Genomic DNA, 14,156 nt, shown 5'->3' with positions numbered 1-14,156 from the left:
ATGAAGAAGCCCGCCTTCAGGAAGAAGTCCGGCGCCCCGGACACCGCCCGCGGTGCCGGGGGGACCGGCACCTTCGACGGCGCCCCCGCCGCCCCCGCCGCCCCGGCGGCTCCCCGGGGCTCCGGTGCCGTCCGCACCACCCGGTCGCTGCTGGCCGCCGCCGTGGTGCTGGCGGCGGTGTTCGGCATCGCCGAACTCCGCAAGCCCGCCGCCACCGCGGCCACCGACCGGGCCACCGCCACCTCGGCGCAGGTCGAGCGGACCGCCGTGGTCTGCCCGCAGCCGCTCCAGGGCCTCACCGGCACCACCACGCTCACCGCCTACACCCCGCCGGGCACCGGTGACGGCACCGGCGGCACCGGCTGGATCTCCGACGCGGCCGCGCCGGCGGCCCCGCAGCCCGCCGCCCCGGGCGCGGCGACCCCGGCCCCCGCGACCCCGGCCGCCACCGGCGCGCCCACCCCGGCCGCGCCCGCCGCGGCCGCCGCCGACCGGAACGCCGCGCCCGCCGACGCCCGGCTCACCCTGGCCAAGCCCGGCACCCCGGTGTCCGCCCCCGCCGCCAACAGCGACCTGGCCCCCGGCACCGGGGCCGTCGCCACCGGCGCGCTCGCCCCCGGCTTCACCGTCACCCAGACCACCACCGTCACCGAGCAGCGCGGCCTCGGCCTGTCCGGGATCACCTGCACGCCGTCCGGCACCGGGTTCTGGTTCGCGGGCGCCTCCACCGCCGAGGGCCGCACCGACTACGTCAGCCTGGTCAACGCCGAGTCCACGGCCGCCGTGGTCGACCTCAAGCTCTACGGCGACAAGGGTCTGATCGAGAACGACGCCGCCAACAGCATCACCGTCGCCCCCGGCAGCTCCCAGTCGGTCCTGCTGCCCACCATCAGCAAGGGCCAGGTCGCCGACCTCGCCGTGCACGTGGTCGCCCGCTCCGGCCGGGTCGGCGCCGCCCTGCACGCCGCCGACGGCAGCAAGGGCGCCGACTGGGTGCCCGCCTCCGCCGACCCCGCGCCGGTCCAGGTGATGCCCGGCCTGCCCGCCGACACCTCGGCCGCCCACCTGGTGGTCTGGGCCCCGCCGGAGGACGACGCGGACCTCAGGATCGAGCTCTCCGGCAAGAACGGCTGGTTCGTCCCGGCCGGGAACGAGTCCATCCACGTCAAGGCCGGCACGGTGGCCTCGGTGGACCTCGGCAAGGTGACCCGGGACGAGGTCGCCGGGCTGCGGGTGTCGCCCAGCGACGACAAGCACCCCACCCCCGTGGTGGCCGGCCTGCGGGTCGACCGCGCCGGGGCGAACGGCAAGTCCGACGCCGCCTGGCTGGCCGGCACCGCGCCGGTCGGCACCCGCGCCACCGTGGCCGACAACCGGGGCGGCGGGCCGTCCACGCTCTTCCTGACCTCCACCGGCGAGGCCGCCACCGTGCGGATCACCGCCTCGGCCGGCACCGGCGGCGGCACCCCCGCCACCAAGGAGGTCCAGCTCCCGGCCGGCGGCACCGTCTCCCTCCCGGCGCCCGAGCCCACCGGGCTGAACGGCAGCTTCGCGCTCACCGCGGAGACCGTCTCCGGCGGCCCGGTCGTCGCCGCGCGGATGCTCGCGCTCCCCAGCAAGGACGTGCCGATGTTCACCGTCCAGGCCCTGCGCGACGACCGCTCCACCGTCAAGGTCCCGCAGGCCGCCCAGAACCCGGGCGTGGTCCTGCGCTGAGCGGCGCGCCGACCGCACGGCGCGGGGGCCGCCACCCGAACCGGGGGGCGGCCCCCGCGCCGAGGCGGTCCGGCGCCAGCCCGGTCCTCGCCTCAGTCCTCGTCGTAGCGGGGGTCGATCGCGTCGGGGGAGAGCCCCAGCAGTTCCGCCACCTGCTCGATCAGGATCTCGTGCACCAGCGCCGCGCGGTCCTCGCGCGACTTCGCCCGGATCTCCACCGGTCTCCGGTACACCACGATCTGGCTCTTGCGCCCCTGCTGACCCGGCGACACCCGGCCCAGCGGCACCCCGCCGTCCGGATCGGCGCCGTCCGGCTCGTGCAGCGGCACCTCCTGGACGGCGAACTCCACCTCGATCAATTGCGGCCAGCGCCGCTCAAGACGCTCCACCGATTCGCGCACGTAGTCGTCGAACAACTCGGAGCGGGTGAGCGAGATCGGTACCTGCGGCGGCGCCAGCGGGCCGCGGAGACCCCTGCCGTGCCGGTCACGGTGCCGGGGGCGGCGTGAGGGACCCGTCGATGACTGCGGTGCGGAGCTGTCCATATCACTGCCGAGAGTAGTCCTTGGATGCCCGGAAGTGGACCACCCCCGCACCTGTTCGCCCGGGGCGAGCGGAGCGCCCGGGCGGCGCGCGGACCGCGACACGGCACACCTTCCGGACAGGCGGTCTTCGCTCCCCGGCAAGGAGTGCGGTACCGTCCACCCTCGTGAGCTCTGTACGTCGTTGTTCGCGGACCGCGTGCGGCCGTCCGGCCGTCGCGACGCTGACGTACGTCTACGCGGACTCCACCGCCGTCCTCGGCCCGCTCGCGACCTACGCCGAGCCGCACTGCTACGACCTGTGCTCCGGGCATGCCGAGCGCCTCACCGCCCCGCGCGGCTGGGACGTGGTCCGGCTCGCCGCCGAGACCGGCCCGCTGCGCCGCAGCAGCGACGATCTGGAGGCGCTCGCCAACGCCGTCCGCGAGGCCGCCCGCCCGCAGACCCCGCGTCAGGGCCGCGCCCCCGAGGGCGAGTCCACCGAGGCCGGCCGCCGCGGCCACCTCCGGGTGCTCCGCTCGCCCGACAACTGAGCCGCGGACCGTTCCCGCCCCGGCACGAACCGTCCCGCCCGCCCGGGTACGCTCCCCCCTACCGGGTACCGGCCTCCGCCGCGCCCCGGACCTACCGCGACCAGGGGCGACCGGTCCGCCGGCCAGGGCGCCGGCGCGTTCGCCGATCAGACACAGAACCAGGGTGGAGCCGCAGTGCGCGACCTCAAGCAGCTCGTGAAGGCGTACGACGTACGGGGCGTCGTCCCGGACCAGTGGGACGAGAACCTCGCCCGGGCCTTCGGCGCCGCGTTCGTGCAGGTCACCGGCGCGTCCGCGATCGTGGTCGGCCACGACATGCGCCCCTCCTCCCCGTCGCTCAGCCGGGCCTTCGCCGACGGCGCGGCCGGCTACGGCGCCGACGTGGTGCTGATCGGCCTCTGCTCCACCGACCAGCTGTACTACGCCAGCGGTTCGCTCGACCTGCCCGGCGCGATGTTCACCGCCAGCCACAACCCGGCCGAGTACAACGGCATCAAGCTCTGCCGGGCCGGCGCCGCCCCCGTCGGCCAGGACACCGGGCTCTCCGACATCCGCGAGCTGGTCGAGTCCTGGACCGCCGACGACGACACCGTCACCGTCCCCGCCCGCGACGTGGCGCCCGGCGCCCTCAGCGAGCAGGACACCCTGCGCGGCTACGCCGACCACCTGCTCGGCCTGGTCGACCTCACCGCGATCCGCCCGCTCAAGGTCGCCGTCGACGCCGGCAACGGCATGGGCGGCCACACCGTGCCGACCGTGTTCGACGGCCTGCCGATCGACCTCGTCCCGATGTACTTCGAGCTGGACGGAACCTTCCCCAACCACGAGGCCAACCCGCTCGACCCGAAGAACCTGGTCGACCTCCAGGCCAAGGTCCGCGAGGTCGGCGCCGACCTCGGCCTCGCCTTCGACGGTGACGCCGACCGCTGCTTCGTCGTCGACGAGCGCGGCGAGCCGGTCTCGCCCTCGGCCATCACCGCGCTGGTCGCCGCCCGCGAGATCGCCCGCGCCCGGGCCGCCGGCGAGGCCGAGCCGACGATCATCCACAACCTGATCACCTCCTGGACCGTGCCCGAGGTGGTCCGCGAGCTCGGCGGCAAGCCCGTCCGCACCCGGGTCGGCCACTCCTTCATCAAGCAGGAGATGGCCGTCACCGACGCCGTCTTCGGCGGCGAACACTCCGCCCACTACTACTTCCGCGACTTCTGGCGCGCCGACACCGGCATGCTCGCCGCGCTGCACGTGCTCGCCGCCCTCGGCGGGCAGCCGGGCACCCTCTCCGCGCTCACCGCCGAGTACGACCGCTACGCCGCCTCGGGCGAGATCAACAGCACCGTCGCCGACCAGGCCGCCCGGACCGCCGACGTCCGCGCCGCCTACGCCGTCGAGGGCACCGAGGTCGACGAGCTGGACGGCCTCACCGTGGCCGGCCCGGACTGGTGGTTCAACCTGCGCGCCTCCAACACCGAGCCGCTGCTGCGTCTCAACGTCGAGGCCAAGGACCCGGCCAGGATGGCCGAGCTGCGCGACGGCGTGCTCGCGATCGTCCGCGCCTGACGTACGGCCCCGGTGCCCCGGCCGGTAGGGTTTCCTCTCGGCCGGGGCACCACCGCGCCGACGGCCGCGACCCCGTACCGAGACCGGAGACCGAACCCATGAAGCTCGAATCCTTCCTGCTGGAGATCCTGGTCTGCCCGCAGTGCCGGTCCGCGCTCACCGAGGGCGGCACCGAGGAGCAGCCCGAGCTGCTCTGCGCCGGCGAGACCTGCGGCCTGGCCTACCCGGTCCGCGACGGCATTCCGGTCCTGCTGGTGGACGAGGCCCGCCGCCCGGCCTGATCCTGGGGCGGGGCACCCCCGGTCCCCGACCGGGGCCGGCCGCCCCGTTCGTCCGCCGTCCTCAGCGCCCAGCCAGCAGCCGGAGGCCCGCCGCATGCTCGACGACACCCTGCTCGACGACCCGGCCGCCCTCCGGCGCGCCGACCACGACCGCGCCCTGCTCGCCCTGGCCGGCTCCGGCGCCCGGGTCCGCACCGCGCTGCGGCTCGCCGAGGCGGCCGGTCTGGACCGGCTGCGGCCCGACGGGCGGCCGCGCGCCGTCCTGGTCGCCGGGCACGGCAGCGCGCTGACCGCCGGCGAGATGCTCGCCGCCCTGGCCGGCACCGCGAGCCTGGTCGCCCCGCTGCCGCCCACCGACGCCGCGCCCGTCCCGCGCACCGACCGCGCCACCGCCCCGGCCGTCTTCACGGCCGGCCTGGCCTGGCAGCTCCCCGGCTGGGCGGGCCCGCTGGACCTGCTGGTGATCAGCTCCGCCGCCGGCGGCGAACGCGGCCTGGTCGCCCTCGCCGAGCAGGCGTACGCGCGCGGCTGCGCGATCGTGGTCACCGCCCCCGAGGGCAGTCCGCTGGCCGAGGCGGCGTTGCAGGTGCGCGCGCTGCCGCTGCCGTTCGTGCCCGCCGCCGACACCTCCGACACACCCGACGACGACGGCTCCGGGAGCGGCCGCGGCGCCGAGCCCGACCTGCCCGCCGAGGACCCGGCCGCGCTCTGGTCCCATCTCGCCCCGATGCTCGCGCTGACCCAGAAGCTGGGCGTCACCCCGCTGCCGTACGACGCGCTCGCGGTGGCCGCCGACCTGTTGGACGACACCGCCGTCCGCTGCCGTCCGGACGCCGCCGCCTACACCAATCCGGCGAAGAGCCTGGCCGCCCGGCTGGCCGGGACCGTCCCGCTGCTCTGGGCGGAGGGCCCGGTGGCCGGCGCCGCGGCCGGGAGGTTCGCGGCCCAGCTCGCCGAGCGGGCCGGCCGCCCGGCGCTGGCGGGTCTGCTGCCGCAGGCGCTGATCGCGCACCGCGGCATGTTCACCGGCCAGCTCGGCGCGGGCGCCGACCCGGACGACTTCTTCCGCGACCGGGTCGAGGAGCCGGACCCGCTGCACCTCCAGGTCCTGCTGCTGCGGCAGACGGCCGAGGCGGCGTCCGCCGGGCCGGGCTCCGCCGGGCCGGGCTCCGGCGGACCGGCTTCCGGGGGAGCACCGGGGGAGGGGGACGGCGGCCCGGCCGAGGTCCCGGCCGACGACGCCGGACCGCGCAGCTTCGGCGCCTCCCGGGCGCACCGGCTCGCGGCCGCCCACGACGTCCGGCTGACCGAGTACGCCAGCCGCCGCCCGGAGCCGCTGCACGCCCTGGTCGAGCTGGTCGCGCTCACCGACTTCGCGGCCGTCTACCTGGGCCTCGCCGCGCAGTCCTGAGCCGACGGCGGGTCGGCCCGGTACCGTATGCGCTCGACGACGACCGGGCCACCGGACGACCGGTCACGGGCCGCGCGGACGGCCCCCGACGGAGGGACCTCCCGAGCAATGAGCACCGAAGGCGGTACCAAGGCGCTGGTCGCGGCGCTGACCGCGAACCTGGGCATCGCGGTCAGCAAGTTCGTCGCGTTCGCCTTCTCCGGCTCCTCCTCGATGCTCGCCGAGGGCGTCCACTCGCTGGCGGACTCCGGCAACCAGGTGCTGCTGCTGGTCGGCGGCAAGCGGGCGCAGCGCGAGGCCACTCCCGAGCACCCGTTCGGCTACGGGCGGGAGCGGTACATCTACGCGTTCCTGGTGTCGATCGTGCTGTTCAGCGTCGGTGGCATGTTCGCCGTCTACGAGGGCTACGAGAAGATCGCCCACCCGCACGAGCTGGACAACTGGTACTGGCCGGTGGCCGTGCTGGTCCTCGCCATCGCGCTGGAGGGCTGGTCCTTCCTCACCGCGTTCCGGGAGGCCGTCAAGGACAAGGGGACGCACGGCTGGCCGGCGTACATCCGCCGGGCCAAGGCGCCCGAGCTGCCGGTCGTGCTGCTGGAGGACACCGGCGCGCTGATCGGCCTGGTGCTGGCGCTGTTCGGCGTGGGGCTGACCGCGATCACCGGGGACGGGGTCTGGGACGGCGTCGGCACGCTGTGCATCGGGGTGCTGCTGATCGTCATCGCCTTCGTCCTGGCGGTCGAGACCAGGTCGCTGCTGCTCGGCGAGTCGGCCCACCCCGAGGTGGTGGCCCGGATCCGGGACGCGCTGGTCGACCACGACTCGGTGGACCGGGTGATCCACATGCGGACCCTGCACCTCGGTCCGGAGGAACTGCTGGTCGCCGCGAAGATCGCCGTCCCGGCCGACGCGACGGCCCCCGAGGTCGCCGCGGCGATCGACGCCGCCGAGGCCCGGATCCGGCGGGCGGTGCCGATCGCCCGGGTCATCTACCTGGAGCCGGACATCTACAGCGCCGAGAAGGAGGCGGCGGGTGACGACCCGTACGCCACGCCCGGCGGCCCCGTTCCCGGAGGGGCGCACTGAGCCCGCGCGGACCCCGGCCCGGAGGCCGAAAAACGGCCGTACCGGGCCGTTCGGCGGGGCCGTCGGTGTAGATTCGTCCCCAGAGCCAGAACGTCGCTGCTGATGGCGGTCGATCGGTGACCCGCCCCCGAGGGGGCGTGCCGGTCGAGGGAGAGAGGTCCTCCGACGGTTTGTGCCGAGCAACAGGGAAGCCGTACCGCGCCGAACCCGGCCGCGGGCCGGACGCCCTGGCGTCGCCGCAGACCGTTGCGGCCCGCCGCGTTGTGACGCACCCCAAGGACCTTGGCCCCGCCCACCCCTCAGCGAGGAGCAGACGCATGTCGACCGACATCACCGGTGACTTCAAGGTCGCCGACCTTTCCCTGGCCCCGTTCGGCCGCAAGGAGATCCAGCTCGCCGAGCACGAGATGCCCGGCCTGATGTCCATCCGCGCCGAGTTCGCCGCGAGCCAGCCGCTGGCCGGCGCCCGCATCACCGGCTCGCTGCACATGACCGTGCAGACCGCCGTGCTCATCGAGACCCTCACCGCCCTCGGTGCCGAGGTCCGCTGGTGCTCCTGCAACATCTTCTCCACCCAGGACCACGCCGCCGCGGCCATCGCCGTCGGCCCGAACGGCACCCCGGAGGACCCGCAGGGCGTGCCGGTCTTCGCCTGGAAGGGCGAGACCCTGGACGAGTACTGGTGGTGCACCGAGAAGGCGCTGACCTGGCCGAACGGCCAGACCCCGAACATGATCCTGGACGACGGCGGCGACGCCACCCTGCTGATCCACAAGGGCGTCGAGTTCGAGAAGGCCGGTGCCGCGCCGGACCCGTCCACCGCGGACAACGACGAGTTCCGGATCATCCTGGAGCTGCTCAACCGCACCCTCAAGGACACCCCGACCAAGTGGACCGAGGTCGCCGCCACCATCAAGGGCGTCACCGAGGAGACCACCACCGGTGTCCACCGCCTGTACGAGATGCACCGTGACGGCCAGCTGCTGTTCCCGGCGATCAACGTCAACGACTCGGTCACCAAGTCGAAGTTCGACAACAAGTACGGCTGCCGCCACTCGCTGATCGACGGCATCAACCGCGCCACCGATGTCCTGATCGGCGGCAAGGTCGCGGTCGTCTGCGGCTACGGCGACGTCGGCAAGGGCTGCGCCGAGTCGCTGCGCGGCCAGGGCGCCCGGGTCATCGTCACCGAGATCGACCCGATCTGCGCGCTGCAGGCCGCGATGGACGGCTACCAGGTCACCACCCTGGACCAGGTCGTGGAGACCGCCGACATCTTCATCACCACGACCGGCAACAAGGACATCATCATGGCCTCCGACATGGCCCGGATGAAGCACCAGGCCATCGTCGGCAACATCGGCCACTTCGACAACGAGCTCGACATGGCCGGCCTCGCGAAGCTCCCGGGCGTCGTGAAGACCGAGGTCAAGCCGCAGGTCCACGAGTGGCGCAAGGCCGACGGCCGCACCATCATCGTGCTGTCCGAGGGCCGCCTGATGAACCTGGGCAACGCGACCGGCCACCCGTCGTTCGTGATGTCCAACTCCTTCGCCAACCAGACGATCGCCCAGATCGAGCTGTTCACGAAGACCGAGCAGTACCCGATCGGCGTCTACGTGCTGCCGAAGCACCTGGACGAGAAGGTCGCCCGTCTGCACCTCGACGCGCTGGGCGTGAAGCTGACCGTCCTCTCCCAGGAGCAGGCCGACTACATCGGCGTCCCGGTCGAGGGCCCGTACAAGCCGGAGCAGTACCGCTACTGATGCGGTGACGCAACGAGCAAGCGCGGTGGCCGACGCCCCCTCCCCTGTGGAGGGCGTCGGCCACCGCCGGTTTCCGGGCCGTCGGCGTCCCGGCTGTGTCAGGGCGTGACCGCGGTGGTCCAGTCGGAGCGGTCGGTGCCGAGCGGGACAAGGCGGTTCAGCCAGCCGGCCAGGCCACCGGTCGAGGCGAACGGGGCTTCGCCCTGGGCGCTGCCGGCACACACTCGCAGGCCCTGGGCGGTGATGCACGACCGGGCACTCGTCGGGTCGGCGGGCGGGTCGACCGAGGCTTCGGCCTGGGGCAGGGGCTGGAGCTCCGAGGCGGTGGGTTCGACATCGGGCCGGATGTCCAACCCGATGTAGTTGTCCCCGGACTGGTAGTTGAGGCCCGCGTACCAGGGGTAGCCGTCGGCGGCCGTGCCGATCTGGAGACTGGTCCCGACGTTGGTGAAACCGGTGGGGACGTCCCGCACCTTGAAGGGCAGCCGCACTGCCTGCCGGCCGGTCGCGACCTTCGCGGCGATGCTCGGAACGATGTCGGTGACGCCGTCCTCGGCACGCATGTAGGTCGCCTGAAGTTCGAGCCAGCCACCGTCGGCCGCCTGCCAGCGGAACCGGTAGTCGTGGCCGGTGCCCGCCGGTTCGTGCGGCCCGCGGCCCAGCCAGTAGGCCGGTCGGCCGTTCACCGGCCGGGCGTCCACCCGGTACTGCTGCTGGCCGAGGATGTCACTCCCCACGGTCGGTTCCTCACCGGACGGGAGCACCGAGAGGAACACCGCCTGACGATTCATCGCCAGCGCGTTCGGGCCGGTCTGCAGGGGGCCGTAAGCCTTTCCGCTGAACAGGGTGGGCGCACCGCTGAAACCGATCGAGTAGCTCACCCCGCCGAAGCCCTCGGGCAGCCAGCCGAAGGTCGCCCCGACGGTGAGCGGGTCGTGGCCGGTGTCCGGCCCGAGGATCGGAAGCACGGGGTTCGACGGGGTCGCGGCTGCCTTCAGAGGGGCGGCGGTCCGGTCGGGCAGGGTGGTGGCGAGGACCGAGGCCCCCACCGCCACCGCCATCACCGTAGTCGTCACGCCGAGCCGGCGTCGGCGCAGCCGGGACCGGCCCTGGCGGATCGACCAGGCGGTGTCCGTCCGGCCGAGCGGGGCGGGGGAGTCGGCCAGCGCGGTGAGGCCGACGGCCAGCGCGGTGGCGAGGCGGTCCTCGGTGAGGTCGGTGCGGTCGTTCATTTCACTGCCCCTTCCACCGGCACGGCCGGCCGGAGGTCTCGGAAGTGCGGAGGGTCCGTGCGGTCCTGCTGGTCCCGCCGTTCCTGGCGATCGAGGGACCGGCGCAGCGCGTCGAGCCCCCGGGAGGTCTGGCTCTTCACATTGCCGGTGGAGCACCCGAGCGCCGCCGCGGTCTGCTCCACCGTCAGGTCGCAGTAGTGCCGCAGCACTACGGCGGCCCGCTGTCGGGGCGGCAGGTCGGCCAGCGCGCGCCGGAGGTCGACCGCCAGGTCCAGGTCGGCGGGGGCGGCGGCCGGATCCGGCACCGCCCCGGTACGGCGCCGGGCGGTCCAGCGGCCCCATGGGGAGCGCTGTTCGGCGAGGAACGTGTTCACCAGGACGGTCCGGGCGTACCCGTCCAGGTTCTCCAACCGGGAAAGCCGTGACCAGCGCACGTACAGCTTGGTGACCGACTCCTGGACCAGGTCGTCCGCCCGGTGCCAGTCACCGCAGAGCAGGTAGGCCACCTTGCGGAGCCACGGTGCCCGCGCCGCGACGAATTCCGTGAACTCGGCGTCGCGGGTCTGCTTCGCCATCGATGAACGCTCCCTTCCGCGGCGCCGCGGTCGCGGCGCACACCTCCCTAATGCGGGGCGTCCGGGAGAGGTTGCACGGCCGTTCGAGCCGGTTCGATCGGCCGGTCCGGGCCGGACGTAGGCTTCGGGCATGCCCAACGGCCGGTACTCGCTCCACGACGTCCACGACCATGTCCTGCTCGGTGAGGAGCGCTTCAGCTGCGCGCCCGGCCCGGTGGGCTGGCGGTACGTCTCCAAGACCTACGCGCCGGACGGCCAGGTGCTCGGCACGGTGGACCTCACCCTGGACTCGCGCGCCCGCCCGCTGCGGACGGAACTCCGGGCCGGCGGCTGGCAGGTCCGGGGCGGCGCGGTCGACGGGGTGGCCTGGGTGCGGGCCGACGCCGCGGACCCGGCCGGGGAGCAGGCGGTGGAGGGGCACGACCGGGCGCACGGCTTCGCCGGACGCTCGCCCGCGTTCCTCGTCGCCGCCGCGCGGATGCTCCGGCTGCGGGAGGGGGCGAGCGCCCGGGTCCGGCTGGTCGCGTTCACCGAGCCGGTGCTGGCGCCGCGCACCTTCGACCAGGGGTGGCTGCTGGAGGGGGTGGAGACGCACGACACGGACTCGGGGCCGCTGCTCGTCGAGCGCTACCAGGTGGCGGACCTGGAGACCGGCGAGCAGCAGGTGGTGCACCTGGCCGGCGATGTGGTGCTGGCCGCCGGGGGCGTCGAGCTGGAGGAGCTGGAGTCGCCGCCGAACGCCTGGCCGGCCGCGTTCGGGTACGGGGAAAGCGTCGGGGAGAGCCTCGGGGAGAGCCTCGGGGACTGAACCACGCCGGGACGGCCCTCAGCGGTCGGGCCCCGGGGGATCGGGTCCCCGGCGGGCGGGTCTCAGGCGATCGGGTCTCGGACGGGCGGGTCTCAGGCGGGCGGCGCGAAGCCGGTGCCGGAGGCCGGCGGGCTCGGCGGCGCGGGCGGTGCCACCGGGGTGACCGGAGGCACGGGCCGGTACTGCTGGGGGCCGTACTGCTGGGCGCCGTACTGAGGAGGGGCGTACTGCTGACCCTGGGCCCGCTGCTGGAACGCGTACCCCTGCGCCCTGGTCCACTCGCGTCGCTGCCGCTCGGTCAGGACCGCACCCAGGTACGCCGCCGGGTGCACCCCGTACGGCACCGGATGACCGGTACGGGCGGCCAGGTCGTCCGCGAGCCTGGCGGACATCCGATGGGCGGCCGCATGGTCCAGCTCGCCGATCCGCCCGAGGAACTGCCGGACGGCCAGCCACAGCGGTTCCGGCACGGCGGAGAGGTCCAGCGCGACCAGCTCGCCGCCGATCGCCTGCAACAACTGAGGGTTCACCGGCGGCAGCGCGGCGGCAGCACCGCCACCACCGGGCACCCGCTCGCGCACCACCAGCGTCCCCGCGAAGACGTCACCCAGCCGCTTCCCCTCGGAGGACACCACCGAGCAGATCACGGCCGGCACGCCGAACAGCACGATGATCTCCAGGAAGCCGACCAGACCGCGCACCAGCGAGTGCCGGAACCGCACCGGGCCGCCGTCGCTGCGCACCACCCGGAGCCCCAGCGCGGCCTTGCCCAGCGAACGCCCCCGGCTGAGGGTCTCGATCATGATCGGCAGTGCCACCAGGAAGAGGACGGTCAGCCCGATCGTCACGGCGGCGACCGCGGCGCCGTCCAGGTCCGGCACGATCAGGCTCAGTACCAGCGTCGTCACCGCGAGGCCGACGACCTGCACGGCGAGGTCCAGCGCGACGGCCAGGCCCCGGCTCGGAAGCTTCGCCGCGCGCAGGCCGAGGACGACCGCCTCACCCGTCACCAGGTCGCTCAAGACACCAGTCCGTTCCCGTCGGTGGCACGGGCCCGTGGAAGGGGAATCCGGCGGACCGCCCCCACGATCCCGTGGTCTGCTGCCCGTCAACATACGGGGCCGCGGAGCCGACCGGGAAGGGAGGTCCCGGCGGCCGTGATGCCGGTCCCCCCTGGCATGCTGGGCCCACCTGTCCGCACCCGCCCGATCGCGCGTCCCGCGCCGACCCTGGAGCCGCCGCATGGACCTGGACGTCTTCGTCGCCACCCACCAGGGGGAGTGGGCCCGGCTGGACGCCCTCACCAGGAAGCGGCGTCCGACCGGCGAGGAGGCGGACGAGCTCGTCGCCCTCTACCAGCGGGTCACCGGCCACCTGGCCAAGGTCCAGGCCGCCGCGCCCGACCCGACGCTCGAAGGCCGGCTGACCAGTCTGGTCTCGCGGGCCCGGGACTCGGTCACCGGCAGCCGGACGAGCGGCTGGCGGGACGTCGCCCGTTACTACACGGTCAGCTTCCCCGCCGCGCTCTACCGGTCGCGCCGCTGGTGGATCCCGGTCGCGGTGCTGTCGCTGGTCGGCACCGCGCTGGTCGCCTGGTGGGTGGCCGGCCACCCCGAGGTCCGCAACAGCCTCGGCGCGCCGGACGCGCTGCGGGAGATGACCAGGCCCGGTGGCGCCTACGAGGCGTACTACTCCGACCGCCCGGCGAGCTCCTTCGCCGCCCAGGTCTGGACGAACAACGCGTGGATCGCCGTGCAGTGCCTGCTCTACGGAGTGGTGCTCGGGCTCCCGGTGCTGTGGGTGCTGTGGAGCAACGTCCTCAACCTGGGGCTCGGCATCGGGCTGATGGCCTCGGCCGGCCGCCTCGACGTCTTTCTCGGTCTGCTCATCCCGCACGGCCTGCTGGAGCTGACCGCGGTCTTCGTCGCCGGCGGCCTGGGACTGCGGCTGGGGTGGACGATCGTGGACCCCGGACCGCGCAGCCGGGCGACCGCGCTCGCCGAACAGGGCCGGTCGATCGTCGGCATGGGAATCGGCCTGGCGACGGTGCTGGCGGTGTCCGGCGTGCTGGAGGCATTCGTGACACCGTCCGGCCTGCCGACCTGGGCCCGGATCACGATCGGCGCGCTCGCCGAGATCGCATTCCTGCTCTACGCCCTGGTGTTGGGACGGAGGGCCGCCGCGACCGGCGAGACCGGCGACCTCGACGCGGCCGACCGGGCGGATCTCCAGCCTGTCGCGGCCTGAGTCGTGGTGATCACCAGCCTCCTGACCTGGTACTCTTCTCGCATCCCGAAAAAACCATTGACGTGGTAGGACCGGGCTAGTAGGTTTGAACGGTTGGGACGGACTGGACAACAGTCGGGCTCGGGCGTTAATGTCTACGACATCGCCGAGTCGAGGTGAGTGTGCTTCTCGAAATGCACACCCTCTCCGACGAGGTAAATCCCGGAACTGAGCACATCGAAAGCTTTGATAAGCTTCGGAGCGAAGTGAAGGAAATCCCCCCAGCGGGAATTCGGAGAAACGAAAGCCGGTCAAACCGGCCGCGAGGATCTGATAAGCTGGGAACACGAAAGAACGAAGCGCCCGGAGGGCCGGTGTGAAAGCCGCCTGAAGGAAGCGTCCGTTCCTTGAGAACTCAACAGC

General features: G+C 73.8%; 13 protein-coding genes. 9 read left to right on the top strand and 4 right to left on the bottom strand.

The window, feature by feature from the left end:
• The gene (locus tag ACIQ9P_RS37580; RefSeq protein ID WP_402366495.1) at nt 1–1,716 is read left to right on the top strand and encodes a DUF5719 family protein; all 1,716 of its coding nucleotides are present in this window, start codon (nt 1–3) and stop codon (nt 1,714–1,716) included.
• Between the two features lie 92 nt (nt 1,717–1,808).
• Here ACIQ9P_RS37580 and ACIQ9P_RS37575 read toward each other — a convergent pair whose 3' ends face one another.
• Nucleotides 1,809–2,261 carry a metallopeptidase family protein gene (locus ACIQ9P_RS37575; protein WP_402366492.1) on the bottom strand — a complete coding sequence of 151 codons (453 nt, stop codon included), beginning with the start codon at nt 2,259–2,261 and terminating at the stop codon, nt 1,809–1,811.
• A 164-nt stretch (nt 2,262–2,425) separates the two neighbouring features.
• Here ACIQ9P_RS37575 and ACIQ9P_RS37570 point away from each other — a divergent pair, with 164 nt between their 5' ends.
• From ACIQ9P_RS37570 to ahcY, 6 genes are all read left to right on the top strand, one after another.
• Nucleotides 2,426–2,791 (top strand): DUF3499 domain-containing protein, encoded by a 366-nt coding sequence (locus tag ACIQ9P_RS37570; RefSeq protein WP_402366489.1) that lies wholly within the window; start codon nt 2,426–2,428, stop codon nt 2,789–2,791.
• 174 nt (nt 2,792–2,965) lie between these two features.
• A complete protein-coding gene (locus ACIQ9P_RS37565) occupies nt 2,966–4,348 on the top strand; it encodes a phosphomannomutase/phosphoglucomutase (RefSeq protein WP_402366486.1) in 1,383 nt (460 codons plus the stop codon).
• A gap of 98 nt (nt 4,349–4,446) precedes the next feature.
• Nucleotides 4,447–4,629 (top strand): Trm112 family protein, encoded by a 183-nt coding sequence (locus ACIQ9P_RS37560; RefSeq protein WP_030398084.1) that lies wholly within the window; start codon nt 4,447–4,449, stop codon nt 4,627–4,629.
• A gap of 94 nt (nt 4,630–4,723) precedes the next feature.
• Complete coding sequence (locus ACIQ9P_RS37555; protein WP_402366483.1) at nt 4,724–6,040, top strand: SIS domain-containing protein; 1,317 nt, start codon at nt 4,724–4,726, stop codon at nt 6,038–6,040.
• 108 nt (nt 6,041–6,148) lie between these two features.
• Nucleotides 6,149–7,126 (top strand): cation diffusion facilitator family transporter, encoded by a 978-nt coding sequence (locus ACIQ9P_RS37550; RefSeq protein ID WP_402366480.1) that lies wholly within the window; start codon nt 6,149–6,151, stop codon nt 7,124–7,126.
• A 317-nt stretch (nt 7,127–7,443) separates the two neighbouring features.
• A complete protein-coding gene (ahcY, locus tag ACIQ9P_RS37545; protein ID WP_402366477.1) occupies nt 7,444–8,892 on the top strand; it encodes an adenosylhomocysteinase in 1,449 nt (482 codons plus the stop codon).
• A 98-nt stretch (nt 8,893–8,990) separates the two neighbouring features.
• On the opposite strand, the gene ACIQ9P_RS37540 is transcribed toward ahcY, so the two are convergent.
• Together ACIQ9P_RS37540 and ACIQ9P_RS37535 are read right to left on the bottom strand one after the other, a co-directional pair.
• Entirely contained in the window at nt 8,991–10,124 is a 1,134-nt protein-coding gene (locus ACIQ9P_RS37540; protein WP_402366474.1) for a hypothetical protein, read from the bottom strand.
• On the bottom strand, nt 10,121–10,699 hold the full coding sequence (locus ACIQ9P_RS37535; RefSeq protein WP_402366471.1) for a SigE family RNA polymerase sigma factor: 579 nt from the start codon (nt 10,697–10,699) through the stop codon (nt 10,121–10,123). Before ACIQ9P_RS37535 ends, ACIQ9P_RS37540 begins: the two co-directional genes overlap by 4 nt.
• Before the next feature lie 130 nt (nt 10,700–10,829).
• Between ACIQ9P_RS37535 and ACIQ9P_RS37530 the strand changes: the two genes are divergently transcribed.
• Nucleotides 10,830–11,507 (top strand): hypothetical protein, encoded by a 678-nt coding sequence (locus tag ACIQ9P_RS37530; protein ID WP_402366468.1) that lies wholly within the window; start codon nt 10,830–10,832, stop codon nt 11,505–11,507.
• Between the two features lie 92 nt (nt 11,508–11,599).
• Here the strand turns inward: ACIQ9P_RS37530 and ACIQ9P_RS37525 are convergent, their stop codons facing one another.
• A complete protein-coding gene (locus ACIQ9P_RS37525; RefSeq protein ID WP_402366465.1) occupies nt 11,600–12,529 on the bottom strand; it encodes an RDD family protein in 930 nt (309 codons plus the stop codon).
• A gap of 220 nt (nt 12,530–12,749) precedes the next feature.
• On the opposite strand from ACIQ9P_RS37525, the gene ACIQ9P_RS37520 reads away from it, so the two are divergent.
• Nucleotides 12,750–13,754: a stage II sporulation protein M gene (locus tag ACIQ9P_RS37520; protein WP_402366462.1), complete on the top strand. Its 1,005-nt coding sequence runs from the start codon at nt 12,750–12,752 to the stop codon at nt 13,752–13,754.
• Nucleotides 13,755–14,156: the final 402 nt, after the last annotated feature.

Source organism: Kitasatospora sp. NPDC094019 (assembly GCF_044764505.1).
In the GTDB taxonomy this organism is placed as follows: domain Bacteria; phylum Actinomycetota; class Actinomycetes; order Streptomycetales; family Streptomycetaceae; genus Kitasatospora.
This window is presented reverse-complemented; position numbering and strand designations above follow the sequence as displayed.